Origin of the sequence: Haloferax sp. Atlit-12N (assembly GCF_003383095.1) — an archaeon.
In the GTDB taxonomy this organism is placed as follows: Archaea; Halobacteriota; Halobacteria; order Halobacteriales; family Haloferacaceae; genus Haloferax.
Map to the genome: position 1 here is coordinate 702335 of NZ_PSYW01000001.1, position 23579 is coordinate 725913.

At 68.1% G+C, this 23579-nt stretch carries 23 protein-coding genes; 12 read left to right on the forward strand and 11 right to left on the reverse strand.

Translation table 11 applies throughout. The annotated features are described in order from the left end of the window. Positions 1-30 precede the first annotated feature (30 nt). From pyk to C5B90_RS03675, 7 genes are all read left to right on the forward strand, one after another. Positions 31-1791, forward strand: coding sequence for a pyruvate kinase (gene pyk, locus C5B90_RS03645; RefSeq protein WP_115879172.1), 1761 nt, complete (start codon positions 31-33; stop codon positions 1789-1791). Positions 1792-1832: 41 nt separating this feature from the next. Then, positions 1833-2069, forward strand: coding sequence for a hypothetical protein (locus C5B90_RS03650; RefSeq protein WP_058828025.1), 237 nt, complete (start codon positions 1833-1835; stop codon positions 2067-2069). A gap of 139 nt (positions 2070-2208) precedes the next feature. Further along, positions 2209-3963: a hypothetical protein gene (locus tag C5B90_RS03655; RefSeq protein WP_115879174.1), complete on the forward strand. Its 1755-nt coding sequence runs from the start codon at positions 2209-2211 to the stop codon at positions 3961-3963. A gap of 84 nt (positions 3964-4047) precedes the next feature. Further along, positions 4048-5193 (forward strand): restriction endonuclease, encoded by a 1146-nt coding sequence (locus tag C5B90_RS03660; RefSeq protein ID WP_115879176.1) that lies wholly within the window; start codon positions 4048-4050, stop codon positions 5191-5193. Positions 5194-5295: 102 nt separating this feature from the next. Then, entirely contained in the window at positions 5296-5898 is a 603-nt protein-coding gene (locus tag C5B90_RS03665; protein WP_115879178.1) for an NfeD family protein, read from the forward strand. A 112-nt stretch (positions 5899-6010) separates the two neighbouring features. Next, entirely contained in the window at positions 6011-7288 is a 1278-nt protein-coding gene (locus C5B90_RS03670) for an SPFH domain-containing protein (protein ID WP_115879180.1), read from the forward strand. A gap of 82 nt (positions 7289-7370) precedes the next feature. Continuing rightward, positions 7371-7994, forward strand: a complete 624-nt coding sequence (locus C5B90_RS03675) for a MarR family transcriptional regulator (protein WP_115879182.1) — start codon at positions 7371-7373, stop codon at positions 7992-7994. Positions 7995-8237: 243 nt separating this feature from the next. Here the strand turns inward: C5B90_RS03675 and C5B90_RS03680 are convergent, their stop codons facing one another. Beyond that, the gene (locus C5B90_RS03680) at positions 8238-8507 is read right to left on the reverse strand and encodes a hypothetical protein (protein WP_004972643.1); all 270 of its coding nucleotides are present in this window, start codon (positions 8505-8507) and stop codon (positions 8238-8240) included. Positions 8508-8837: 330 nt separating this feature from the next. Here C5B90_RS03680 and aglD point away from each other — a divergent pair, with 330 nt between their 5' ends. Beyond that, positions 8838-10712 (forward strand): flippase domain-containing glycosyltransferase AglD, encoded by a 1875-nt coding sequence (aglD, locus tag C5B90_RS03685; protein WP_115879184.1) that lies wholly within the window; start codon positions 8838-8840, stop codon positions 10710-10712. A 33-nt stretch (positions 10713-10745) separates the two neighbouring features. Here the strand turns inward: aglD and yjjX are convergent, their stop codons facing one another. Both yjjX and C5B90_RS03695 read right to left on the reverse strand, forming a co-directional pair. After that, a complete protein-coding gene (gene yjjX, locus C5B90_RS03690; protein WP_115879186.1) occupies positions 10746-11267 on the reverse strand; it encodes an inosine/xanthosine triphosphatase in 522 nt (173 codons plus the stop codon). Between the two features lie 20 nt (positions 11268-11287). Beyond that, positions 11288-12088 (reverse strand): helical backbone metal receptor, encoded by an 801-nt coding sequence (locus C5B90_RS03695; protein ID WP_115879188.1) that lies wholly within the window; start codon positions 12086-12088, stop codon positions 11288-11290. Positions 12089-12352: 264 nt separating this feature from the next. Here C5B90_RS03695 and C5B90_RS03700 point away from each other — a divergent pair, with 264 nt between their 5' ends. From C5B90_RS03700 to C5B90_RS03710, 3 genes are all read left to right on the forward strand, one after another. After that, on the forward strand, positions 12353-13360 hold the full coding sequence (locus C5B90_RS03700) for a transcription initiation factor IIB family protein (RefSeq protein ID WP_004044141.1): 1008 nt from the start codon (positions 12353-12355) through the stop codon (positions 13358-13360). 199 nt (positions 13361-13559) lie between these two features. Next, complete coding sequence (locus C5B90_RS03705) at positions 13560-14654, forward strand: site-specific DNA-methyltransferase (RefSeq protein ID WP_115879190.1); 1095 nt, start codon at positions 13560-13562, stop codon at positions 14652-14654. A gap of 115 nt (positions 14655-14769) precedes the next feature. Next, positions 14770-15165, forward strand: a complete 396-nt coding sequence (locus tag C5B90_RS03710; protein ID WP_115879192.1) for a zinc ribbon domain-containing protein — start codon at positions 14770-14772, stop codon at positions 15163-15165. 45 nt (positions 15166-15210) lie between these two features. On the opposite strand, the gene C5B90_RS03715 is transcribed toward C5B90_RS03710, so the two are convergent. From C5B90_RS03715 to trpC, 6 genes are all read right to left on the reverse strand, one after another. Next, the gene (locus C5B90_RS03715) at positions 15211-16389 is read right to left on the reverse strand and encodes a 3-dehydroquinate synthase II (protein ID WP_115880557.1); all 1179 of its coding nucleotides are present in this window, start codon (positions 16387-16389) and stop codon (positions 15211-15213) included. A gap of 811 nt (positions 16390-17200) precedes the next feature. Beyond that, positions 17201-17611: a methylated-DNA--[protein]-cysteine S-methyltransferase gene (locus C5B90_RS03720; protein ID WP_115879194.1), complete on the reverse strand. Its 411-nt coding sequence runs from the start codon at positions 17609-17611 to the stop codon at positions 17201-17203. A 99-nt stretch (positions 17612-17710) separates the two neighbouring features. Beyond that, the gene (locus C5B90_RS03725) at positions 17711-18511 is read right to left on the reverse strand and encodes a 2-amino-3,7-dideoxy-D-threo-hept-6-ulosonate synthase (RefSeq protein ID WP_115879196.1); all 801 of its coding nucleotides are present in this window, start codon (positions 18509-18511) and stop codon (positions 17711-17713) included. Between the two features lie 24 nt (positions 18512-18535). After that, positions 18536-19414: a tryptophan synthase subunit alpha gene (gene trpA / locus C5B90_RS03730; protein WP_115880559.1), complete on the reverse strand. Its 879-nt coding sequence runs from the start codon at positions 19412-19414 to the stop codon at positions 18536-18538. Beyond that, positions 19414-20682 (reverse strand): tryptophan synthase subunit beta, encoded by a 1269-nt coding sequence (trpB, locus tag C5B90_RS03735; protein ID WP_115879198.1) that lies wholly within the window; start codon positions 20680-20682, stop codon positions 19414-19416. The genes trpA and trpB overlap by 1 nt, the downstream gene beginning before the upstream one ends. After that, positions 20679-21437, reverse strand: coding sequence for an indole-3-glycerol phosphate synthase (gene trpC, locus C5B90_RS03740; protein WP_115879200.1), 759 nt, complete (start codon positions 21435-21437; stop codon positions 20679-20681). The genes trpB and trpC overlap by 4 nt, the downstream gene beginning before the upstream one ends. Positions 21438-21591: 154 nt before the next feature. On the opposite strand from trpC, the gene C5B90_RS03745 reads away from it, so the two are divergent. After that, on the forward strand, positions 21592-22047 hold the full coding sequence (locus C5B90_RS03745) for an MGMT family protein (protein ID WP_058565807.1): 456 nt from the start codon (positions 21592-21594) through the stop codon (positions 22045-22047). A gap of 50 nt (positions 22048-22097) precedes the next feature. Here C5B90_RS03745 and C5B90_RS03750 read toward each other — a convergent pair whose 3' ends face one another. After that, on the reverse strand, positions 22098-22436 hold the full coding sequence (locus tag C5B90_RS03750) for a hypothetical protein (protein WP_115879202.1): 339 nt from the start codon (positions 22434-22436) through the stop codon (positions 22098-22100). Between the two features lie 96 nt (positions 22437-22532). Continuing rightward, positions 22533-23573: a CPBP family intramembrane glutamic endopeptidase gene (locus C5B90_RS03755; RefSeq protein WP_115879204.1), complete on the reverse strand. Its 1041-nt coding sequence runs from the start codon at positions 23571-23573 to the stop codon at positions 22533-22535. Positions 23574-23579 lie beyond the last annotated feature (6 nt).

The window sequence follows — 23579 nt, forward strand, 5'->3', positions numbered from 1 at the left end:
CTTTTTTATCAGTCACTCGTAGGCGACGCCATGAGAAACGCAAAAATCGTCTGCACCCTCGGTCCCGCGTCCTTCGACCGAGAGACGATTCGCGGGCTCGCCGACGCCGGCATGAGCGTCGCCCGGATGAACGCGAGCCACGGCAACGTCGAACACCGGTCCGACGTCATCGACAGCATCCGCGCCGTCGACGACGCGACTGACGAACCGCTCGCGGCAATGCTCGACCTGCAGGGCCCCGAGGTACGAACCGCCGACATCGACGAGGACATCTACCTCGAAACCGGCAGCGAGGTCCGCTTCTACGAGGGCGACGACGCCACGCCCGAGGCAGTCGGGCTGTCGTACTCCATTACCGCCGCGGAGTCCGGCGACACCATCCTCCTCGACGACGGCCGCATCGAGGCCACCGTCGAGCGTGTCGAGGACGACTCAGTCCACGCGACCATCGTCTCCGGCGGGAAGCTCAGTTCGCGCAAGGGCGTGAACGTCCCCGGCGTCGACCTCGACATCGACCTCATCACCGACTCCGACTACGAGAACCTGAAGCTCGCCGCGGAGAAGGAAGTCGACTACGTCGCCGCCTCGTTCATCCGCGACGCGGAGGACGTCTACACCATCAGCGACACCCTCGAGAACCTCGGCGCGGAGATTCCCATCATCGCCAAAATCGAGCGCGCCGGCGCGGTCGACAACCTCGACGAAATCATCCAGGCGGCCCACGGCGTGATGGTCGCCCGCGGCGACCTCGGCGTCGAGTGCCCCCTCGAAGAGGTGCCCATCATCCAGAAGCGCACCATCCGCAAAGCGCAGGCCGCGGGCGTGCCGGTCATCACCGCGACCGAGATGCTCGACTCGATGGTCCGCTCGCGCCGCCCGACCCGCGCGGAGGCGTCCGACGTGGCCAACGCCGTCCTCGACGGCACCGACGCCGTGATGCTCTCCGGCGAGACCGCCGTCGGCGACCACCCCGTCCGCGTCGTCGAGACGATGTCCCGCATCGTCGAGGAAGTCGAAGAGAGCCCCGAGTACGACGAGAGCCAAGAACAGCGCGTCCCGACCGCCGACGAGGGCTCCCGCACCGAGGCGCTGGCTCGCTCGGCGCGCTACCTCGCCCGCGACGTGAACGCCGCGGCCGTCGTCGCCGTCTCCGAGTCCGGTTACACCGCCCGGAAGACCGCGAAGTTCCGCCCCGGCGTCCCCGTCGTCGCCGTCACGCCGAACGACCGAACGCGCCGCCAGCTCGCCGTCTCGTGGGGCGTTTCGGCGCAGTACGCCGACTACAGCCCGAGCGTCGAGGGCGTCATGGACGACGCCGTCACCGCCGCGCTCGACGCCGGCGTCGCGGAGTCCGGCGACACCATCGTCGTCCTCTCCGGCATGATGACGGAGCTCGAAGGGACGAACACGACGAACATGCTCAAGGTCCACGTCGCCGCCGAGCCCGTCGCAACGGGCCGGAAAATCGTCAGCGGCCGCGTCGCCGGCCCCCTCTACCGCACCGAGGACGGCGACCTCACGGACGTCCCCGAGGGCGCGATTCTCGCGCTGTCGGCCGAGTTCGACGGCGAGTTCAACGGCGACGCCGACAAGCTCGCCGGCATCGTCGACGCCCGCGCGGGCATGACCGGCTACCCGGCGCTCGTCGCGCGCGAACTCGACATCCCGATGGTGTCGGGCGCGCCGCTCCCGAAGACCATCGCTGAGGGCGCGACCGTCACGCTCCACGCCGAGCGCGGCATCGTCTACGAGGGCGACGTCATCAGCCACGACCGCGGCAACCGGCAGTAGTGCGGTAGCCCTTTCCCGCCGCGTCACCTACCCACGATTCGATGTCCCGCGCACCCTCTCCCGAGGCCGAAGACGACCGCGATGGTGACGGCGACGGCGAGTGGCGCTTCGGCGTCGACGACGTCGGTCCCGACGGCATCATCGACGACGAACCCGAGATCGAACAACTCCCCATCGAGCCCGGGTCACCGCGGGCCGAAAACGTCGCGTTCGTTTTCCTCGGCGTCCTCCTCGCGGTCGGGCTTATCGTCATCACCGTGTTCCCGGGCGCGGTCTGACCGCCCCGCGGCGCGCCGACCGCGACCCGTCATGAGGGCTGACTCCGACCCATCCAACTTTCCGTTTTGATAATCGGGACTGTTGATTTATGTGACCCCGAGGGGAACCACCGTCAACCCCCCGACCGGGACACACCAAATGAGTTACGCAGTCCGCGCACCCTCCGTGTTGGTCGCCGCGTTGATTCTCCTCGCGGCGCTCTGGGTTCCGACGCCCGCAGTCGCCGCCGACGAGCCGACCGCGTCGTTCGGCGAGGACGTTACCACCGTCACCCGCGGTGACGTCGTCGAGATACGTGTCCAGCACTCCCAGCCGGGCACGCTCCACATCGGCGGCGACGGCTACGGCTACCACCTGACCGTCGCTCTCGTCGGGTCGGGGACGACCACCCTGACCATCGACACCTACAACTCGACCGGCGCGCCCGAGACGTACGTCTCCGGTGGCGGCAACAAGACGCTCCACACCGGCCAACTCAGGGAGCCGATCGAGCCGGCGACGTACATGATGAACGTCACCATCGACGGCGTCGAACGCGCCATCGGCCAACTCGACGTCGCGGAGCGCGGGAACACGTCGGCGACGACCAACGTCGCGCCCGCGAGCCTGAACGACTCCGACTCGTCGCTGTCGCCCGGGGACATTCGGGGCGTGATGACCGAGCGGACGACCGTCGCCAAGGGCGACCTCGCGGTCGTCCGCCTCAACGAGAGCGGACTCGAATCGGCGCTGAACCCGGACGACGTGACCGGCGGCGCGAACGCACGCGGCATCGAAATCACGCTGAACCAGCTCGAAGTCCGGCCGAACCGAGAACAGCAGACGTTCCTCGCGACGCCCGAAAACGGGACGACCGTCGTCACCGACCTCGAGAACGACGAGGTGTTCGTCGTCTGGGACACCGCGGACCTCCCGCTGGAAGGCGACACCGAAGAGTACGAACTGCAGGTGACGCTCCGCGGCGACCACAGCGACTTCGTCGACGAGGACACCATCACGGCGCGCTCGCGGGTGCGACTCGTCGAACCGACCGTCTCCATCGAGGTGCGCAACGAGACGGTGTACCCGTGGGAGTCCCTGCGGGTGAACGTCACCGGCGAGACGACCCTCGCGCCGAACAGCGTCGTCGAACTCCGGGCGCGCGCCCCCGGCCAGCCGTTCTTGAAACTCGTGCCGATGACGGTCACGGCGAACCGGACCGTCTCGCAGAACCTCACGTTCGCGCCCGAGGACCGCGGGCTCACGTTCCCGCTTTGGGTGCGCGACTACCGCGACGAGACCGAACACACGATGCGCATCCTCGACTCCGAGGCGAACCTCCGGTTCGTCGACCAGGAGACCGACGGGACGTTCGTCACCATCAGCCGGGTGAACCTCTCGGTCGGCGGCTTCGTCGCCGTCGAGACCGCGGACGAGGAGCCGCTGGGAACGAGCGCGTACCTCCCGCCGGGGACGCACCGAAACGTCGTCGTGGAGTTCGACCGCCGGCAGTTGGTCGACGCAGAGTTGCTCGCCATCGCCTACGCGGACCGCGACCGCGACGGGAACTTCTCGGTTGCGGTCGATGCACCGTACCGGACCGGAGACGGCAGTACCGACACCGACGGCAACGCGACTGCGGACGACAACGAGACGGCCGGCATCATCGTTGCCGACGACGCGATGGTCCGGCTCGAACCCGGCGCAAAGACGCCGACACCGACGGCAACGCCGACCGCGACGCCAACAGAATCGACTGCGGAAACGACAACTGAGACGCCGTTCCCGGTCGTCGAGCGGACGCCGCTGGAACCGGCCGCCGCCGGAACGAACACTGGAATTCCGTTCTCGCCGGGGCTGACGGTCGTCGCGCTCGTTCTCACCGGACTAGCCGCGCGGCGACTGCGACGCTGACGAACATCGAGGCGATAAGATGACACACGACCGACGCGGACACGACCGACGACCCGCCCCCGACGGCCCGGAGGGACGCGAACAGTGACGAGACTCGTCGAACTCGAACCGACGAAGTTCGTCCACTTCCTCTCGGACCTCTGGACGCAACGGAACTGGCAAACGAACGCCCAGCCCCGAGGCGAAGGTCGATACCTCGTACAGGGGCAGCGCGGCGACGGGACGAAGGGGCTCATGCTCGTGCTCCCGGCCGTCGAGACGACGGTGGGGAAAGGACACGTCAAGGGGTTCGTCGCGCACGCGAAAAAGCGCGGCATCGACACCGTCGTCGTCGCCACGCAGGGCGAGTTCGACGACGCGGTCCGCGGGTTCGCCACGAACCACGACGTGACGCTGCTCGACCGCGACGAACTCGGCGAGACCGTCGCCGACGAGGGCCTCGAACAGACGGTCAAACAGTACACCGACGGCGACGTGTTCGAGACGGCAGAGGTCGAGTTCGGCCTGCCGTTCGACCTTCCAGAGCCGGTCGAAGAAGCGCTTTCGTCGCTCCCGATAGACGCCGTGCGCGAACGCCTCGCCGGACTCACCGGCGGCGATGGCGACGGTGACGGTGGCGGCGACTCCTCGGGCGGCTCGCTCCGGGATAGACTGCCGTCGTCGGTGGACGACCTGAAATCGGGGTCGCCGCCGAGCGTCCGCGTGGTCGTCGTCGCCGTCCTGTTGCTCGTCCTCGCGCTCGGCTCCGTCGCAGTGCTCGGGCCGATGGTAGACGGGCTCGGCGGGTCGAGCGGCGGCGGAAGCGGGGTCGCCGTCTCCGCGCTCTCGGGCGCGAGCGCCGACTCGGCCGACGTGGTCGCCCGGTGGAACGCGCGGACGGCCGACTCGCTTCAGGTGGGTAACCAAACGTACGCCGCGCCGGATGGAGAGCAGTTCGTCGTCGTCGGACTCAATGCGACGGCCGCGAGCGGCTCGCCGGGGAGTCTACCGCAGTCGGCGCTCGTGTTCGAGTCTGACGGCGTCAGCTACGGTCACCAGCCGCTGTCGAACGCGACCGGCTTCGACAGCGGCGCGCTGTTCGCGCCCGGCGAGAGCACGCACGTCTGGACCGTCTTCGCCGTGCCGACGAACGCGACCACCGGGACCGTCCTCGTCCAGCCGACGAACGAGGACACCGTGGCGTTCGTCCACGACGACACCGTCTCGACCGACCCCAACGACGACGACTGAGTGCGGGCGAATCCGACCCGGCACGGAAATCACGTACCGACCGCCACCCCCGCGACGAATTTGACCCTCAATCCTTAATCGGGCGACGGCCCTAGAGCCGATATGGCATACCTGCCGTTCCCGTTACAGACCGGTCTCGTCAGTCCCGAGACGCTCCCGCTGTTGCTCGTGCTCGCGGGGCTCGGCCTGTCGCTCGCGGAGGCTATCGCACCCGGCGCGCACTTCGTCGTCCTCGGCGTCGCCCTCCTCGCGGCGGGACTGGTTGGCCTCTTTATCCCGGCGCTCGCAGGCCCGATAGTGCTCGGCCTGCTCGTCTTCGTCTTCGGCGCGCTCGCGCTCTACGGCTACCGAGAACTCGACATCTACGGCGGCAAGGGGAAAGGACAGACGAGTGACTCGGACGCCCTGACGGGCAAGATGGGGCGCGTCACGGAGCGCGTCACGCCGACCAGCGGCGAGGTCAAACTCGACGAGGGCGGCTTCAACCCCTACTACGCCGCCCGGTCGGTCCACGGCGAACTGGAAGAGGGAACCGAGGTCATCGTCGTCGACCCCGGCGGCGGCAACGTCGTGACTGTCGAGGGCGTCGGCCCCGGCGAGGACGAAATCGACCGCGAACTCGCCCGCGAGCGGGCGCGGCAGCGACGTGAGGAGTCCGCGGAGCGGGAAGAAGAACTCGAACGAGAGGGCACGGAAGGTGTCTGACCGTCGGCGACGGCCCAATTCGGAGTAACTGAGCGTCATTCCCCCCGAAATCGTCCGACGTGACGGCCGGACCACACGAATACTTATCATTCTGCCAACCCAAGGCGGGCTTATGGACCTACTTGCCCTCCAGGCGGGGCTGGGCATCGGAGGCGTCGTCGCCGGCCTCCTCGTGCTCGTCCTCGCCATCGTGACGGTGTACCAGATGGTCGAAATCGTGGACGCCTACGAGAAGAAGGCGCTCACGGTGTTCGGGGAGTACCGACGCCTCCTCGAACCGGGTATCAACTTCATCCCGCCGTTCGTCTCTCGGACCTACGCGTTCGACATGCGGACGCAGACGCTCGACGTGCCTCGGCAGGAAGCCATCACCCGCGACAACTCGCCGGTGACCGCCGACGCCGTCGTCTACATCAAGGTGATGGACGCCAAGAAGGCGTTCCTCGAGGTCGACAACTACAAGCGCGCCGTCTCCAACCTCGCCCAGACGACCCTCCGGGCCGTCCTCGGCGACATGGAACTCGACGACACGCTCAACAAACGGCAGGAAATCAACGCGCGCATCCGCAAGGAACTCGACGAGCCGACCGACGAGTGGGGCGTTCGCGTCGAGTCCGTCGAGGTCCGCGAGGTCAACCCCAGCGCCGACGTGCAGCAGGCGATGGAGCAACAGACCTCCGCCGAGCGCCGTCGTCGCGCCATGATTCTCGAAGCGCAGGGTGAGCGTCGCTCCGCCGTCGAGACCGCGGAGGGTGAAAAGCAGTCGAACATCATCCGCGCGCAGGGTGAAAAGCAGTCGCAGATTCTCGAAGCGCAGGGTGACGCCATCTCGACCGTCCTCCGCGCGAAGTCCGCCGAGTCGATGGGCGAGCGCGCCATCATCGACAAAGGGATGGAGACGCTCGAACGCATCGGTCAGGGCGAGTCCACGACGTTCGTCCTCCCGCAGGAGCTCACGTCGCTCGTCGGCCGCTACGGCAAACAGCTCACCGGCTCCGACGTACAGGACATGGAAGGCCTCTCCAGCAAGCAGTTCGACGAGGAGACCCGCGAACTCATCGGGCTCGACGACATCGAGGAGATTCTCGGCCAGATAGACCAGGCCGCCGAGATGGACGTCGAACAACTCGAACAGGAGGCCGAAGCCATCAAGGCTGGCGCGGAGGTCAACGATATCAAGTCGCCCGACGAGGTCATCGCCGAGGCCGACGAGGAAGAAGAACCCATCAAGTCGTCCGACGAGGTCGTCGCCGAAAGCGAGGGCGACGCGGCCGCGACCGACGAGTCGGCGAACACGAACACCGCGGGTAACGGCCAACCGGCCACTGACGCCGACGACGGCGACAACGACGACGAAAACGAGATGTCCTTCGAGAAGGACCTCGAATAGTCGCGTCGGCGGACCGTCCCGGATTCGGACGGGTGTAAATGCCGAAGCCCTTTTCTTCGCGCCGTCTCGTATGTGGGAGTAGATGTCGAACCGCCGGGTAGACGAAGACAAGCGCGCGACCCTCCGTCGGTTCGCCGCGCTCGGGGCCGCCACGCCGCTCGTGGGCCTCGGGGGCGGCGACGACGGCGAGGACGACTCCTCCGGGTCGAGCGACGCGCGGGACGCCATCGTCGGCTACGTCGCGTCCACGCCCGGCGCGCATTTCTCGAAGGTCCGCGACGACCTCCAGTTGGGAACCGGCGAGACGCAGTACCACCTCCGGAACCTCGTCGACGACGACACTCTCGAAGTACGCCGCGACGGCGACTACAAGCGGTTTTTCCCCGCCGGTCGGTTCTCCGAATTCGAGCAGGTCGCGCTCGGCTACCTCCGTCGCGACACACCGCGCGGGATGCTCGTCCACCTGCTTCGCGACCCCGACGCGACGGGGAGCGAACTCGCCGACCGTCTCGGCGTCTCGCGGGCGACGGTGAGCACGTACGCGAAGAAACTCGACGCCGTGGGCCTCCTCTCGCGCGAGGACGGCTACGCGGTCCGCAACCCCGAGACCGTCATCACGCTCCTGATACGTTACGCCGACTCCTTCGGCTCCGACGCCGCGGCGTTCGCCGACGACGCGGCCGAACTCATCCGGTTCGACCCCTGACGAGGTCGGACGAGTCGAGGCCGGCAGTCGAGACGGGCGATTGACGCTGTACCGTGTGACGGTTCCGTGTCCGTTCCGACTCGTAGCGGCGGCGCTGGGACGCGAGAAAACCGGAAAAAACGGGTGGAACGACGTAGGGTGGGAGACGACGGCGTTCCGGGTGAGGTGGCGCGAGGGAGGACGCGCCGGGGTGCACGCCGGAAACGGCGTGCGGCGGGGCCGGAGTGAAGCGTCAGCGGGGGTTCAGACGGTCACCTTCCACGTGGTACCCGAGGAGTAGCCCCACTTCTCGACGCTCACGTCGAAATCGCCGTCGAGGATGGGGCGCATGTTCGCGCCGACCTCCTTCGCGGAGAGGTCGAGGTCGTCGGCGATGAGTCGGGATTTGAAGTACGTCTTCGCCCCGGCGTTGGAGCGGAGGTAGTCGAGGATGCGGCGCTGTTTCTCCGAGAGACTGCGGTTGGCGTCGAGGACCTCGCCCTCGACTGCGGTCGCGGAGGCGGTCGTGCTCATACCTACACAGAGAGACGAGACGCCTATCAGGGGTTTGGTACGGGAGCTTAACACGTCGCTGTCTTGCGGTTTTTACCGAAATCGGGGCGTCGGGGCGGCCCCACCGAGCCGTCGCAGGTACAGTCGCCTAACACCCACGCGACGCGGACACACCAACCGGGGAGACAGTCGGAGCGGCGAGGCACGTCGGGACGCGTCGGGGCGCGTCGGACACGCCGGAGCGCAACGGGGCGACCACGGAACACCCGAATGTTCCGAACTGTCCGTCTCACGGACCGTACCTGTTCCAAGACAGAAAATTCATACGCGGATAGCGGCCATACGACGACAATGGGTCGCCCGACAGAACGACGCCCGGCCGCCGCGACCGCGGCCGGCGTCGAAGTGAGCGTCGTCCTCCCCGCCTACAACGAGGCGCTGACCATCGAGAACACGGTCCGCGTCACCGTCGAGACGCTCGAATCGTTCCTCCCCGCCGACGCCTTCGAAGTCATCGTGGCCGAAGACGGCTGCGACGACGAGACGCCGGAGATAGCCGACCGGTTGGCCGCCGAGGACGACCGGATTCGCCACTATCACAGCGACGACCGCCTCGGCCGCGGCGGCGCGCTCGAACGCGCCTTCGAGGCCGCCCGCGGCGACACGCTCGTCTACTTCGACACGGACCTCGCCACGGACATGCGCCACCTCGAAGAGCTAGTCGAGCACGTCCGCTCCGGCGAGTACGACGCCGCGACCGGGTCGCGCTGGATGCCCGACCGCGTCGCCGACCGTCCGCGGAAACGCGGCGTGCCGAGTCGGGCCTACAACGGCCTCGTCCGCCTGTTCCTCCGCTCTGACCTCCGCGACCACCAGTGCGGCTTCAAGGCCTTTAGCCGCGAGGCGTTCGAGGCGCTCCGCGACGACGTAGAAGACAACCATTGGTTTTGGGACACGGAGATGCTCGTCCGCGCCCAGCGCGCCGGCTTCCGCGTCGCAGAGTTCCCTGTCGACTGGGAGCCGAAAGGCGACACGAAAGTCGACCTCGTCCGCGACATCCTCGGGATGGGAAGCCAGATTCTCCGGACGTGGTGGCAACTCACGGTCCGGCCGCGCATCACCCGCCGGGTGACCATCGTCGCCGGCCTACTTCTGACCGTCTTCGCGCTCGCGCTGATGACGCTCTACATCGACCCCTCGGAGGTCATCGAGGTCCTCGGCGACGCCGACCCCGCGCTCGTCGCGGCCGCGGCGCTCATCTACGTCGTCTCGTGGCCGCTCCGGGGGATTCGCTACCGCGACATCCTCTCCGAACTCGGCTACCGCGAGAAGGCGGGCTTCCTCACGGGGGCGATATTCATCAGTCAGACCGGGAATCTCGTGTTCCCCGCCCGCGCGGGCGATGCCGTGCGCGCCTACGTCGTGAAGGCGCGCCGGAACATCCCGTACCCCTCGGGCTTCGCGTCGCTCGCGGTCGAGCGCGTCTTCGACCTGCTCACCATCGCGGGGCTCGCGGGCCTCGTCCTCGTCGGCCTCGCGGCCACCGGCGGCCTCGATGACATCGCCACGGTGCTGGCGACCGGCGTGAGCGGCGGCTCGGTCGACGTGTCCGCCGACGACGTGCGCACCGTCGCCTACGTCGCCACCGGCGTCGGCGTCGTCGCCATCCTCGGCGTCCTCGGCATCGCGCTGTCGGCCCGCGCGGACCGGAACGTCGTCCGGGCGTTCGTCGGCCGGTTCTCGTCGGACTCCTACGTCGAACTCGTCGCGGGCGTCATCGAGCAGTTCGTCTCCGACCTGCAGGCGGTCGCCGGCAACCGCGCCGCCTTCGGCCGCGTCGGCCTGACGAGCCTCGCCATCTGGACCATCGACGTGGTGACGGCCGTCGTCGTCCTGCTCGCGCTCGGCGTCGACATCGACCCCGTCGTCCTCGTCGGCGTCTCGTTTTTCGCCGTGAGCGTCGGGAACCTCGCGAAGGTGCTTCCGCTCTCCCCCGGTGGCGTCGGCCTCTACGAAATCGCCTTCACGGTGTTCATGGCCGCGCTCGCACCGATTACGCCCGCCGCCGCGCTCGCCGCCGCGGTCCTCGACCACGCCGTCAAAAATGCCGTCACCATCGTCGGCGGCGTCGGCTCGATGCTGTCGCTCAACGTCTCGCTGACGACCGCGGTCGAAGAGAGCGCCGACGTGCGCGACCGCGAACACGAACTCGCCGAGTCTGAGTGAACGGGCGGTTCAGTACCCTTCAGAACCCGCGACTCAGTACAACTCACACCGGAAGGGCGCGAACGCGCCCGTGACGGCTGATTCGAGCGCGTCGGTACGAGTGAGACGGCCGCCGGTGAACACGCCCGCCGCGCCCTCGTTTTTCGCGATATCGTCGGTGCCGAGCACGTCGTCCATCACCGGGCCGAGCTCCTCGCCCGCGTCGATGCGGTCCGCGATGCGGGCGGGGAGCACGAGGCTCGGCCCCGCCGCGCGACCGACGCGCTCGCCGTCGGTCACGGCCGCCCACATCACCAGATACGTGTCGCGTTCGTCGGTGCCGTCGCCGGCGGGGAACGACGCGACGCCGCCCTCGATGCCGACGCCGAAGTCGTAGTCGCCCGCGTCGAGTGCCCGCTCCGCGCGGGTGACCGCGCCCGCGATGGTCTCGTCGTGGCCCGTCGGCTGTTCGGAGACGCCGGAGTCGACGGCGACCGCCGTGACGGAGGCGTCGGGGCAGGTTCGTTCGACCGCGCGCCGCTTCACCGGGTTGCCGCTTCCGACCGCGATGTCCATGTCGGAAGCGCGTCGCCCGGTTATTTCCCTTCGTCGGATTCGGTCGCGGTCGTGGTCGCGGCCGCTGGCTCCCACGGGTCGGGGAGGTCGGCGTCGGGGTGTAACAGTCGCGCGAGGCGGTCGACGCCCGAGACGACGGCGGGGCTCGGCTGGTTGAGAAGCGAGTCGTCGACGGCGTGGACCGCGGCGTCGAGGTTCCACCCGCGGGCCTCGAACGCCTCGGGGTCGCCGCGTTCGCCCTTCCCGCAGGGGTGGAGAATCACGTGGTCGGGGTCGGCGGCCGCGACGGTCTCGGGGTCGACTTCGGCGGACCGTTCGCCGGGCGCGACGAACGGGGCTGAGCCTCCTGCGGCGCGGACGAGGTCGGGAACCCAGTTGCCGGCGGCCATCGGCGGGTCGGCCCACTCCTCGCAGTAGACCGTCGGGCGGTCGCGGCCGGCGACCGCGTCGGCGACGCGGGCGAGGTGGTCGCGGCAGTCCTCGGCGAGCGTCGCGCCGGCGCTGGCGTCGCCCGCGGCGTCGCAGACGACGGGAAACGAGTCGAACACCTCGGCGAGCGTCGCGGGCGCGACGTGGAACACGTCGTAGCCGCGGTCGCGGGCCGCCGCCGCGACGTCCGACTGGAGGTCGTCGCAGGTGCAGACGGCGTCGGCGTCGAGTTCGTCGACCCGGTCGAAGTCGGGGGTCAGCCAGCCGCCGACGACCGGCTTGTCGGCCGGCGAGTGAACGGTCGCCCCGACGACGTGAGCGTCGAGACCGGCGGCATCGAGGATAGCCGTCGCGCTCGGCGCGAGCGAGACGACGCGAGGGTGGGCGGCCATGCGTAGTCGTGGCAACGCCCCTTCGGGAAAAGTATGTATCGCGTTACGGTCGGCGGGAAGCCGCCGCTGAATGACCGGTGAATCGCCGAATCCCTCATGAACCTCAATCACCCGTGCGACGGCCTCACACAGCCAAACGAGGGCGCTCGCCGAAAGCGATACCAAACCATTTATGCGGTCGTCTGCGGTTGCTGGTGTTACGGACAGCATCCGGGTTCTAGCCGCCTCTAACCACCCATTCCCGGAGCACCCGCCGTCGTATCCATGAGTGAACGAATCTGGACCCGAAACCCCGGCGCACAGGAGCAGGAACGAAACACGCAGAACGGCCGACAGGAGGCCGAGACCGAGCAGGAAGAGACGAAAGGCGACACGCTGCAGTGTCCCGAGTGCGGCGGTCACGTCGTCACCGACGACGAACACGGCGAGACAGTCTGTAACGACTGCGGCCTCGTCGTGACCGCGGACTCCGTCGACCGCGGCCCCGAGTGGCGCGCGTTCGACGCCCGCGAGAAAGACGAGAAGTCCCGCGTCGGCGCGCCGACGACCAACACGATGCACGACAAGGGCCTGTCGACGAACATCGACTGGCGCGACCGCGACGCGTACGGGAACTCCCTCGGCGCGCGCCAGCGCCAGAAGATGCAGCGCCTCCGCAAGTGGAACGAGCGGTTCCGCACCCGCGACTCCAAGGAGCGCAACCTCAAGCAGGCGCTCGGCGAAATCGACCGCATGGCGTCCGCGCTCGGCCTGCCCGAGAACGTCCGCGAGACCGCCTCGGTCATCTACCGCCGCGCGCTCGACGACGACCTCCTCCCCGGCCGCTCCATCGAGGGTGTCGCCACGTCGTGTACCTACGCCGCCGCGCGCATGGCCGGCGTCCCGCGCTCGCTCGACGAAATCGCGGAGGTCTCGCGTGTCGAGAAGAGCGAGGTCGCCCGCACCTACCGCTACATCGCCCGCGAACTCTCGCTCGAGGTCAAGCCCGCCGACCCCGAGCAGTACGTCCCGCGATTCGCCAGCGAACTCGGCCTCTCCGACGAGTCGAAGATGCGCGCGCGCCAACTCCTGAAGAACGCCAAGGAGAAGGGCGTTCACTCCGGCAAGTCGCCGGTCGGCCTCGCCGCCGCCGCCGTCTACGCCGCCGCCCTCCTCACCAACGAGAAGACGACGCAGGCCGCCGTCAGCGACGTGGCCGACATCTCCGAGGTCACCATCCGCAACCGCTACCACGAGCTCCTCGAAGCCGAGGAGAACCTCGGCCTCGTCTGAGGGCCGATTCGGACGCCCGCGCCGGACGACGGTTCGAGCCGGACGAAGCGACTCAGTTTTCGGTTATTCGCCCGCCAGCGGCGGCGCTCGCCGTGTCGAGCGGCTGTCCGGAGCTTCGAACCGCGCGACCGACGACGCGGGGCCGACCGACTCCGCACCGAGGCGAAGGGTTTTGTTTCGGGGGAAACACGTCCGTACGATGCGCACGACTCACGCCCTCACGGTGGGCGACGCCGCCGACACCGGACTCGCCGACGAGAGCGTGAACCTCGTCGTCACGTCGCCGCCGTACCCCATGATAGAGATGTGGGACGACCTCTTTTCGGCGCGCGACGATACCGTCGCGGCGGCGCTCGACGAGGGCGACGGCGACGCCGCGTTCGAGGCGATGCACGAGCAACTCGACGCCGTCTGGGACGAGGTGGCCCGCGTGCTCGCCCCCGGCGGGCTGGCTTGCGTGAACGTCGGCGACGCGACCCGGAGCCTCGGCGGGTCGTTCCGCCAGTACCCCAACCACGCCCGCGTACTCACCGCGCTCGGTGAGCGCGGGTTGACGCCGCTTCCGGACGCCGTCTGGCGCAAGCCGACCAACAGTCTGACGAAGTTCATGGGGTCGGGAACGCTCCCGACGAACGCCTACGTCACGCTCGAACACGAGTACGTACTGGTGGTCCGCAAGGGTGAAGCGCGGTCGTTCCCGCCGGGCGACGACCGGCGTTACGAGAGCGCCTTCTTCTGGGAGGAACGAAACCGCTGGTTTTCCGACCTCTGGGAGTTCGGCGGGACCGACCAGCGCCTCGATTCGGGGACCAGAGAGCGCTCGGCGGCGTTCCCCGTCGAACTTCCGCTGCGGCTGATTCGGATGTACTCCGTCTACGGCGATACCGTCTTCGACCCCTTCGCCGGGACCGGGACGACGACGCTCGCGGCCATGCTCGCGGGCCGAAACTCGGTCGGCTACGACCTCGACGCCGACCTCGTCGCCGGGTTCGAAACACGGCTCGACGACCTCCCGGAACGCTCGCGCGCGGAGGTCGAACGCCGACTCGACGACCACCGGGAGTTCGTCGCCGACCGCGACGAGCGACCCGGCCACGACGCCGAACACTACGACTTCCCGGTCGTGACCAAACAGGAGCGACGCATCCGCCTGTACCGCGTGTCGTCGGTCGAGGCGTCGGCCGACGGGTCGGACCGCGAGTTCGTCGTCGAGCACGAACCGCACGATGAGGGCGGGGCCGCCAGCGCCGCGGGGACGCCGCCGACTTCGGAAGACGCGCAGACGACTGACTAACCTCGAAACGCTCGAATCCGTGCGTTCGAACCCGTACTGTCAGGCTTCGGTACCGCTTGACTGACTATCCGACAATCCAGACGTTTAAGAGCGCGGACGACGACGCCAACGAACAATGCCCGATGCTCGTCGTCGCGCGTTCGTCGCAGCCCTCGTCGGCGTGGTTGGTGCCTCGCTCGGAATCGCCGGGGCGGGCCACGTCTACCTCCGCGAGTGGCGACGCGCGATTGCGTGGTTCACCTTCGTCGTCGGCGCGGGGCTGGTGTTGCTCTCGACGTTCGCCGACCCGGCGACCGTGACCGTGGACTCGGTTCCGAGAGAGGTGCTGATTCCCGTCCTCGGACTGCTGTTCCTGAGCGCGCTCGACGCCTACCGCGTCGGGATTCGCCCCCACGGCCGCAACGCGAACGGCGAGCCGACCTGCCCGATCTGCGGCGGCGAACTCGACCGGAACCTCGACTTCTGTCCGTGGTGTGCGACGGAACTCGAATGGTACACGGTCGAAGAATGACGCGCTCCCGTCGGCGGTCCGCCTCGAAAAAACGGATCTCCCGGATTACTTCTCGATGATGCTCTCTTCGACAGCCTCGCCGAAGTGACGAGCCGTGTCCTCGTAGTAGATGAGCATCTCGTCGCCGGGTTCGAGGTCCGTGACCGCCGTGCGACCCTCGCGGGTGTGGACCTTGATCGTCTCGGCGTTCTGCAGGAGCGTGGTGACGCGGTCGCCCTCGTAGTCGGCGGAGATGCGGAACATCGGCCGCTTTTCTATCTTCACGCGCCCGACGATGGCCTCGCGGGTGTTCCCGTTCGTGTCGATGAGCTGCACCTCGTCGCCGCTTTCGAGTTCGGAGAGATAGACGGTGCCGCCGTCGGGGGTCCGCGCGTAGGCGTGGACCGCGCCGGCGTTGACTCTGAACGGCCGAGACGCGACGTACGGGGACTTCGCCGTCTCGGCGTGGACAAAGAAAAGGCCGCGAGCCATCGAGCCGACGAGCATCCCCTCGTCGTGGTCCATGATGGTGCCCGTGTCGACGCAGACGCGGTCGGCCATACCCGTGCGTTCGACCTCCGTGACCTCGGCCCAGACGAGGTCGAGCGACTCGCGTTCGGCCTCGTCGCGGACCTCGACGGTCTTTCGAATTTCGTCGGGGTCGTCGCTGTCGAGGAGGACGCCGTCGGAGCCGAGTTCGAGCGTTTCGAAGGCGGTCTTGGCCTCTTCGGCAGTCGTGACGCCCGCGATGAGGTCGGTCTCGTCGCCGATACGGGCGATGAGGTTCTCCAGCGGGATGATGGTCCAGTCCTCGCCGATGACGATGGTGTAGTCGCCGTCGCGGGCGGCCTCCTCGGCGAACGCCTCGTAGTCCTTGCTTAGGATGCGGACGTACGACCCGTTTGCGAGGTCGTCGCCGCGGCGGAGCGTCGTCAGGTCGGCAGAACCGGAGAAGTCGGAGGGGAGTTCGACGGTCGCGTCGCCCTCGCCGTCCTTGCCGACGATGTAGGCGTCTGCGAGCGCCTCGGGCTCTTCGTCGCCTTCCTCTGCTTCCATCACGTGGACGTCGGCGTCGGTCCGGAACGCGGCGATGTTGACGTCGCCGAGTTCGCGCACCTTCTCGACGTCGGCCTCGTCGACGAGAACCCAGTCGACGCCGGCTTCCAGTCCGGCCGTGATGCGTCGCTTCCGCGTCTCCCAGTCGCCGACCGCGTCGTCGGCTTTGAGCCAGACGCTTCGTGTCATTATCGATTCCACTCGGTGGGTGGGCTTGAACGTGGCGAATGAATCAACGGACGGCGAACGGGTCGCGCCGGGACGACGAGGCCGGAACCTCACCAATTCTATATCGCGCTATGAAGTTTATTTCTGGAATGCGGCCCGAAATGCGGCGATTAAATGACTGATTCGAACGCGCTAGCGCGAGTCGAAGACTTCGATTGGGGCTGTTGGGTCTGAGACACGGCTTGGGAGGGCGCGGTGATTGCGACGGAGTTCGGAAGACAGGCGCCCGCGGTCGAGTCGAAGGCTTCGACCGGGCTGTTGGGTCCGAAAAACAGCGCTCTGATACGACGGTGATTAGGTCACAGTTCGGAGGAAATTCCCGGCCGAGACTGGTCAGCCGTGGCACTTGGTCGAGAGACGAGTCAACTGCACACCGTGGAACTGATTGTGAGTCCGGCCCTCTGGCGAGTTCGCCCGGGCTATCGAGGATAACTGACTCGCAGATTCGGAACCGGTCGGCACACGTGCGACCCGATTCTCGTACGAAACCCGGGGGTAACGGCCGGGAAGACCGACTCCGTCAGCCGCCATCGACGCGGTGGGTCGGTGGTCTAGTTCGCTTTCCGAGAGTGGCACGCTGTCGCCGACGCAGGCCAGCGGGCGTCAATCGAACGCGAAGTTCGAATCCCACGGACCATTCGGCGAGCGGAGAGTCAGGCGGAGAACCGAGTGTGTGTGGTCCAGCCGAGTCGTCGAAAAACGACCGGTCTCCGGCAGGCCGCCTCCCGGCTGAATCGGTGTCGATAAACCAATTACGGCGATATGAAATCAGTCAGAACGCGTCCAGCCCCGTCTGGACCGCGCCGCGCTCGTGGTCGAGGAGTGCGCGCTTCAGGTCGACGCCGCCGGCCGCGGAGAAGCCACCGAGGGAGTCCGCGCCAACGACGCGGTGGCACGGGACGACGAGCGGGACCGGATTCCGCCCGCAGGCCTGTCCGACGGCGACCGCGTGGCTGTCGAGTTCGGCTGCGACCTCGCCGTAGGTCCGCGTCTCGCCGTGCGGAATCGACGCCATGACGCGCATCACGTCGCCGGTAAAGGAGTCGGGAAACCGCACGTCCACGTCGAACTCGCGGCGCTCTCCGCGTTCGTACTCGGCGAGTTGCTCGCGAAGCGACTCGGGAGAACACCCGAGGAGTCGTTCGTCCACGTCGACTGCGAACTCCCACATCGTGACGCGCATGCTCGGAGTTCGCGCTCGGCGGGTATCTATCTGTAGGCTGGGGATGTCGAGAAAACAGAACCGTCGTCGGAAAAACGGAGCCGCGTGTCGCGTGTCGCGTTACGCCTCGATACCGAGTCCGGCGCGTTCGAGGGCCGTATCGGCGTCGGCGTCGTCGTGGATGACGGCGCTCACGGCGCGGGTGATGGCCTCGGGGTTCTCGTGTTGGAAGATGGAACGGCCCATCGAGACGCCGGCCGCGCCGGCGTCCATCGTGCCGCGGACCATCTCGACCGTCTCGCGGTCGGTGCCGCGACTGCCGCCGGCAATGACGACTGGCAGTCGTGTGGCCTCGACGACGCGACTGAAGGAGTCAGCGTCGCCGCTGTAGGCCGTCTTCACCACGTCGGCACCGACTTCCTCGGCGAGGCGGACGGCGTGGGCGAGGCTCTCTGCGTCCTGTTCGTCGATGCCGGGTCCGCGGGCGTAGGACATCGCGAGAACGGGCACGCCGAAGTCGGCGGCGCGGGAACAGAGGTCGGCGAGTTGGGTCATCTGGTCGGGCTCGTAGTCCGAGCCGACGTTGATGTGGAAGGAGACGGCGTCGGCACCGACGCGGAGGGCGTCTTCGACGGTACCGGTGAGTCGCTTGTCGTTTTCGTCCGGGCCGATGACGGTCGAGCCGTTTACGTGGACGATGTAGCCTTTGCCGTTTTTGTTCGGATGGACGCGCGGGGCGGTGCCTTTGTGCGTGAGAACGGCGTCCGCGCCGCCGCGGGTGATGCTGTCGATAGTGGATTCGATGTCGACGAGGCCCGTGACCGGGCCGAGGGTGATGCCGTGGTCCATCGGGACGATGAGGTATCGCCCGTCTGTGGAGATGCGTTCGAGTCGTGCGGAGAGTCCGATGTCTGTGTTCATGTATGAGAAAGGGTGGCAGAGTAGTTATGTGCGTTCCGGATGCGGTGGGCGTTGCGACGCGCCAGCCACTGCGCCGTCTTTCAGCTCGCGGGCGAGCGTTTCGAGGCGGTCGGCGACCGTCTCGGCGTCGTCGCCGTTTTCGTGACCTTCGGCAACGATGTCCACGAGCGCGCTGCCGACGATGATGCCGTCAGCACCGCTCGCGACGATGCGCTCCGCGTGGTCGCCGCTGCTGATACCGAAGCCGACCGCCTTGGGTACGTCGTAGTCGGCGAGTCGTTCGAGCGACGAGCCGGTCTGGTCGGAGACGCTCGACTGCGCGCCCGTCGTGCCGAGGCGCGCCTGCACGTAGACGTAGCCCGAGACCTGTTCCATCATGCGGTCGAGGCGCTCGCCGCGGGTCGTCGGCGCGACGATGAAGACGAGGTCGAGGCCGAACTCGTCGCAGGCCTCGCGGAGCGGGCCGGCCTCTTCGGCCGGAAGGTCGGGGACGACGAAGCCCTCGATTCCAACCTCGGCCGCCTTCTCGACGAACGGCCGCGGACCGTTACTCACGGTTTCACCGCTCGTGTTCGAGGCGCGTTGCGCCTCGCTCTCGTCGCCGTAGCGGTAGATGAGATTGTAGTAGGTCATACAGACCAGCGGCACCGACACGTCGAGGTCCTCGACGAACTCGAAAAAGCGCGTCGGCGTCATGCCGCCTTCGAGCGACCGAACCACCGCGTTCTGGATGGTCGGCCCCTCGGCGATGGGCTCCGAGAACGGAAGCCCGAGTTCGATGATATCCGCGCCGCCGCGTTCGAGCGCCTCGACGTATTCGAGCGAGGACTCGTAGTCGGGGTCGCCGGCGGCGAGGTACGGGATGAACGCCGGCCCGTCGGCGAAGGCGTCTTCGAGCGACATCACAGGCCCCCCGTGAACTCGTCCATGTTCGGCGCGATATCGATGTCGCGCTCGTAGGTCTCCTCGATGGCCGATTCGAGGTCTTTGTCGCCGCGACCGGAGACGTTGACCACGACGTACTCGCCGAGGTCGTCCGCTTCCTCGGAGTCGGGCGCGTCGGGTCCGACGACCGATTCGAGGTAGCCGAATGCGTGGGCCGACTCCAGCGCGGGGATGATGCCCTCCATCTGCGAGAGCCGGTGGAACGCGGTCAGCGCCTCGTCGTCGTCGACGTTGACGGCGGTGACGCGACCGGTATCAACGAGGTACGCGAGTTCGGGACCGACGCCGGCGTAGTCGAGGCCCGACGACACCGAGTGCGACTCCATAATCTGGCCGTCGCGGTCCTGCAAGAGCCGGGTGCGCGCGCCGTGGAGAATTCCCTCCGTGCCGGTCGTGAGCGACGCCGAGTTGGGTGCGACGCCGGCTTCCTCGTCCACTTCGAGCGTCGATCCGCCGGCCTCGACGGCGTAGAGCGCGGTCTCCTCGTCGTCGACGAACTCGGCGAACGCGCCCATCGTGTTCGAACCGCCGCCCGCGCAGGCGACGACGGCGTCCGGGAGCCGTCCAAGCTTCTCTCTGGCCTGCGTGCGGGCCTCCTCGGAGATGACCGACTGGAAGTCGCGGACCATGCTCGGGAACGGGTGCGGGCCGACGACGGAGCCGATGACGTAGTGGGTGTCTTCGACGTTCGTCGCCCAGTCGCGCATCGTCTCGGAGATGGCCTCCTTGAGCGTGCCGCGGCCGACGGTGACGGGGTTGACCTCGGAGCCGTTGAGCTTCATCCGGAAGACGTTGGGGCGCTGGCGGTTGATGTCGCGCTCGCCCATGTAAATCTCGCAGGGCATATCGAGGTGGGCGCAGGCCATCGCCGTGGCGGTGCCGTGCTGGCCCGCGCCGGTCTCGGCGATGATGCGCTCTTTGCCCATGTACTTCGCCAGCAAGACCTGTCCGAGGGCGTTGTTGAGCTTGTGCGCGCCGCCGTGCAGGAGGTCCTCGCGCTTGAGGTAGACCTCGCGGTCGTAGCGCTCGGAGAGCCGGTCCGCGCGCTGGAGGGGCGTCGGCCGCCCGCCGAAGTCCCGCAGTCGCGCGCGGAAGTCGTCCATGAAGCCGTCCTCGTTGTCGAGGACGTACCGCTCGTACGCGTCGGTCAGTTCCTCGATGGCCGGCATGAGGGCCTCGGGAACGTACTGTCCGCCGTAGTCGCCGAATTTGCCGTCTGCGCTCATTGTGTGGTGAGTGTCTCCGTGTTCTGTCGTACGTCGCCGTCCATGATGGCGGTCCCGACGAGGAGGGCGTCGGCACCGGCCTCGCGCATCCGCCGCGCGTCTTCGACCGACTTCACGCCGCTTTCGGCCACGAGGAGCACGTCCTCGGGCGCTTCGGGCGCGAGTTCCTCGAACGTGCCGAGGTCGACTTCGAGCCGTCCGAGGTCGCGGTTGTTGATGCCGACGATGTCGGCTCCGGCCGCGAGCGCCGCCGTGAGTTCCTCGCGCGTGTGGACCTCTACGAGCGGCTGGAAGCCGCGGTCGCGGGCCGCCTCGACGAGGTCGGGGAGGTCCTCGCCGACGAACCGCGCGATGAGGAGCACGAGGTCGGATTCCACGACATCCAGTTGAGCCTCGTTCATGATGAAGTCCTTGCGGAGGACGGGCACGTCGACGGCCGCCCGAATACGCCGCAGCGACTCGGCTGAGCCGCCGAAGTGTTCGGGCTCTGTGAGGACCGACAGCGCCGTCGCGCCGCCGGCGACCATCTCGCGAGCCAGTTCGACCGGGTCGTCCTCGTGGACGCCCTCGGTCGTCGGACTCGTGGGCTTCACCTCGGCGATGACCGGGACCCGGCCCGCGGCCTCCGTCTCGGCCACGGCCTCGGGGAACGACCGCGCGTCAACCGACACGCGCGTCTCCCCGCCGGGTCGCTCCCGCGCGGCCTCCAAGATGGCGCGCACGTCGGGAGCTAATTCGTCTCCACTAGCGTTCATTGATGTACACTAACGCACGTATCTGTACATAAGACTTGCGCCGGCGGACACTCACCGTCACTCGCGTACGCGCGGGCGAGAGCGCGCCGTCGAAGGGGTCGAACCCCACGCCGTCGCCGGAAGGGTCAAGCGTCCGGCGACGGGAGCCGAACGTATGCCCGTCTCGGGAATCTACGCGCGCGAATCGTCCACGCTCGGCCGTCCGGTTCAGGTCGGCGTGGTCAGCGGAAAGGTCATCAACGTCTCGTTCCCGGACTCGCTGCCGGCGGACGCCGAGTCAGAGCACGACCACCTCGACGCCGTGTTGGCCGCCATCGACCGGGGCGAGACGGACCTCTCGTCGGTCCCAATCGGTCTGACCGTCCCGACCGACCAGCGAAGCGTGCTGGAGTCGCTTCGAAACGTCCCACAGGGCGACACCGTCGACGTGGCTCTGCTCGTCCGCATGTCCGGGCTCGACCCCGAAGACGACGACTCCGAGCGCGTCGTCCGGAAGGCGCTCGCGGCCAATCCCGTTCCGGTCGTCGTCCCCGACCACCGCGTGACAGACGGTCCGAGCGCCGCGCCAGACGACGTGGTCGAGGCGCTCCGGAAGTCGGAAGGAATCTAGTTTTCGGTCGCCGCCGTCACCGTCGCAGTCGCAGTCGCAGTCGTCGGCGTTCAGAAGGGCATCGCGTCGGTCTCGCGGCGGAGCGCGAGGTAGCCGAGCAGGCCGCCGACGAGGAACAGCGTGCTCGCGAGGCCGACGGACCCGACGCCGGTCGCGAGTTCGGCGAACTGCGAGAGGCCGGCGAGGACGAATCCGCCGCCGGCGACGTACTTGAGTCGGCTGTCCACCGGAATTCGAAGCGTGACGACGCCGAGGAGAACTGCCGTCAGTCCGAAGGCGGCGTCGGCCGCGAGTCGGAGCGTCGGGTTCCCCGTGGCGAACGCCGCGACGACGAGCGCCAGATAGCCGATGAGCCCCGCCTGCGTCAACTGCCGCGTGTCGATATCCATACTGGCTACGCGTGATGCGGACACTTGAACGCATCCCCGCGCCGCGGCCGCGACGGCGAGCGGTTCGGCGGTCGTCGCCGACGCGGCGAGGGCCCGCTACCAGCCGAACAGTTCGTGGCCCGCGAACTCCAGCGCGTTCACGAGGTAGTGGGCGACGACCACGACCAGCAGGCTCTCGGTGAGGACGAACGCCGCCGCGAGGACGAACCCGAGGAGGCCCGTGACGATGATACCGAGTCGGCCCTGTGCGCCGTGACCCGCGCCGAAGGCGGCCGAGGACACGGCCGCCAAGAACCACGGCGACACGTCGAAGCCGGCGGCGACCGCCCCCACGAGCGCCCCCCGAAACAGCAGTTCCTCGAAGCCGGCGATGAGTGGAAGTGCGACCGCGAACAGGAACACCCAGCCCGCGGTCGTCCGCGGCGTCAGCGACTCGCGGACCGCCTCGTCGGGGGCGATGCCGAATCGCTCGCTGACCGTCGAACCGACCCGGTTGGCCCCGTAGAGCGCGATGCCGAGTCCGACGCCGACGGCGAGTTGCGTCGGGACGTTGGCGACGGAGAGGCCGAGCGCCGCGGCCGGCACGCCCGCGTACCACGCGCCGAGGCCGAGAAAGCCACCGAGGAACGCCTGTGAGAGCGCGACGTTGGCGAGGAGGAGATGCGGCGGGAGGTCCTCGGCGGACGCCGAGCGCTCCGAGACGGCCGAGACGGGGGCCGCGGTGACGCCGGGCGGTGTCGCTCGGTCGGACTCGGGTTCGGAACCGGCCATCGCGTCGGGGTCGGTGTCGTCCACAACGTCGCCCTCGGCGAGCGTCGGCGACTCGGGTCGCGACGACGCGCCGGTCGAATCGACCGAAACGGAGGCCAGCGAGATGGTGTCGGGGGCAGCCGATTCGTCGGAATCGGTTGGTTCGGTGGGGGGCGAAACAGAGTCGTCCGGCGTATCGACTCGGGTGTTTTGGGAGGGGTCGGAGTCGGCATTGTGGTTGGAGTCGGCATCGTCGTCGTCGGGAGCGACGGGCGCGTCGGAGTCGGTCCCCTCAGCGTGCGGGACGCCACGAGAAAAGTGCGCGAGAGAGAGTAAGACGGCGAGGACGAGGCCGGTGAAGCCTGCGAACGCCGCCCAATCGGTCATCCGGCG

Bases quoted from the DNA above. Each gene is read 5' to 3' on its own strand.
- pyk (WP_115879172.1), top strand. From the start codon at position 31: ATGAGAAACGCAAAAATCGTCTGCACCCTCGGTCCCGCGTCCTTCGAC.
- C5B90_RS03650 (WP_058828025.1), top strand. From the start codon at position 1,833: ATGTCCCGCGCACCCTCTCCCGAGGCCGAAGACGACCGCGATGGTGAC.
- C5B90_RS03655 (WP_115879174.1), top strand. From the start codon at position 2,209: ATGAGTTACGCAGTCCGCGCACCCTCCGTGTTGGTCGCCGCGTTGATT.
- C5B90_RS03665 (WP_115879178.1), top strand. From the start codon at position 5,296: ATGGCATACCTGCCGTTCCCGTTACAGACCGGTCTCGTCAGTCCCGAG.
- C5B90_RS03670 (WP_115879180.1), top strand. From the start codon at position 6,011: ATGGACCTACTTGCCCTCCAGGCGGGGCTGGGCATCGGAGGCGTCGTC.
- C5B90_RS03675 (WP_115879182.1), top strand. From the start codon at position 7,371: ATGTCGAACCGCCGGGTAGACGAAGACAAGCGCGCGACCCTCCGTCGG.
- C5B90_RS03680 (WP_004972643.1), bottom strand. From the start codon at position 8,507: ATGAGCACGACCGCCTCCGCGACCGCAGTCGAGGGCGAGGTCCTCGAC.
- aglD (WP_115879184.1), top strand. From the start codon at position 8,838: ATGGGTCGCCCGACAGAACGACGCCCGGCCGCCGCGACCGCGGCCGGC.
- yjjX (WP_115879186.1), bottom strand. From the start codon at position 11,267: ATGGACATCGCGGTCGGAAGCGGCAACCCGGTGAAGCGGCGCGCGGTC.
- C5B90_RS03695 (WP_115879188.1), bottom strand. From the start codon at position 12,088: ATGGCCGCCCACCCTCGCGTCGTCTCGCTCGCGCCGAGCGCGACGGCT.
- C5B90_RS03700 (WP_004044141.1), top strand. From the start codon at position 12,353: ATGAGTGAACGAATCTGGACCCGAAACCCCGGCGCACAGGAGCAGGAA.
- C5B90_RS03705 (WP_115879190.1), top strand. From the start codon at position 13,560: ATGCGCACGACTCACGCCCTCACGGTGGGCGACGCCGCCGACACCGGA.
- C5B90_RS03710 (WP_115879192.1), top strand. From the start codon at position 14,770: ATGCCCGATGCTCGTCGTCGCGCGTTCGTCGCAGCCCTCGTCGGCGTG.
- C5B90_RS03715 (WP_115880557.1), bottom strand. From the start codon at position 16,389: ATGACACGAAGCGTCTGGCTCAAAGCCGACGACGCGGTCGGCGACTGG.
- C5B90_RS03720 (WP_115879194.1), bottom strand. From the start codon at position 17,611: ATGCGCGTCACGATGTGGGAGTTCGCAGTCGACGTGGACGAACGACTC.
- C5B90_RS03725 (WP_115879196.1), bottom strand. From the start codon at position 18,511: ATGAACACAGACATCGGACTCTCCGCACGACTCGAACGCATCTCCACA.
- trpA (WP_115880559.1), bottom strand. From the start codon at position 19,414: ATGTCGCTCGAAGACGCCTTCGCCGACGGGCCGGCGTTCATCCCGTAC.
- trpB (WP_115879198.1), bottom strand. From the start codon at position 20,682: ATGAGCGCAGACGGCAAATTCGGCGACTACGGCGGACAGTACGTTCCC.
- trpC (WP_115879200.1), bottom strand. From the start codon at position 21,437: ATGAACGCTAGTGGAGACGAATTAGCTCCCGACGTGCGCGCCATCTTG.
- C5B90_RS03745 (WP_058565807.1), top strand. From the start codon at position 21,592: ATGCCCGTCTCGGGAATCTACGCGCGCGAATCGTCCACGCTCGGCCGT.
- C5B90_RS03750 (WP_115879202.1), bottom strand. From the start codon at position 22,436: ATGGATATCGACACGCGGCAGTTGACGCAGGCGGGGCTCATCGGCTAT.
- C5B90_RS03755 (WP_115879204.1), bottom strand. From the start codon at position 23,573: ATGACCGATTGGGCGGCGTTCGCAGGCTTCACCGGCCTCGTCCTCGCC.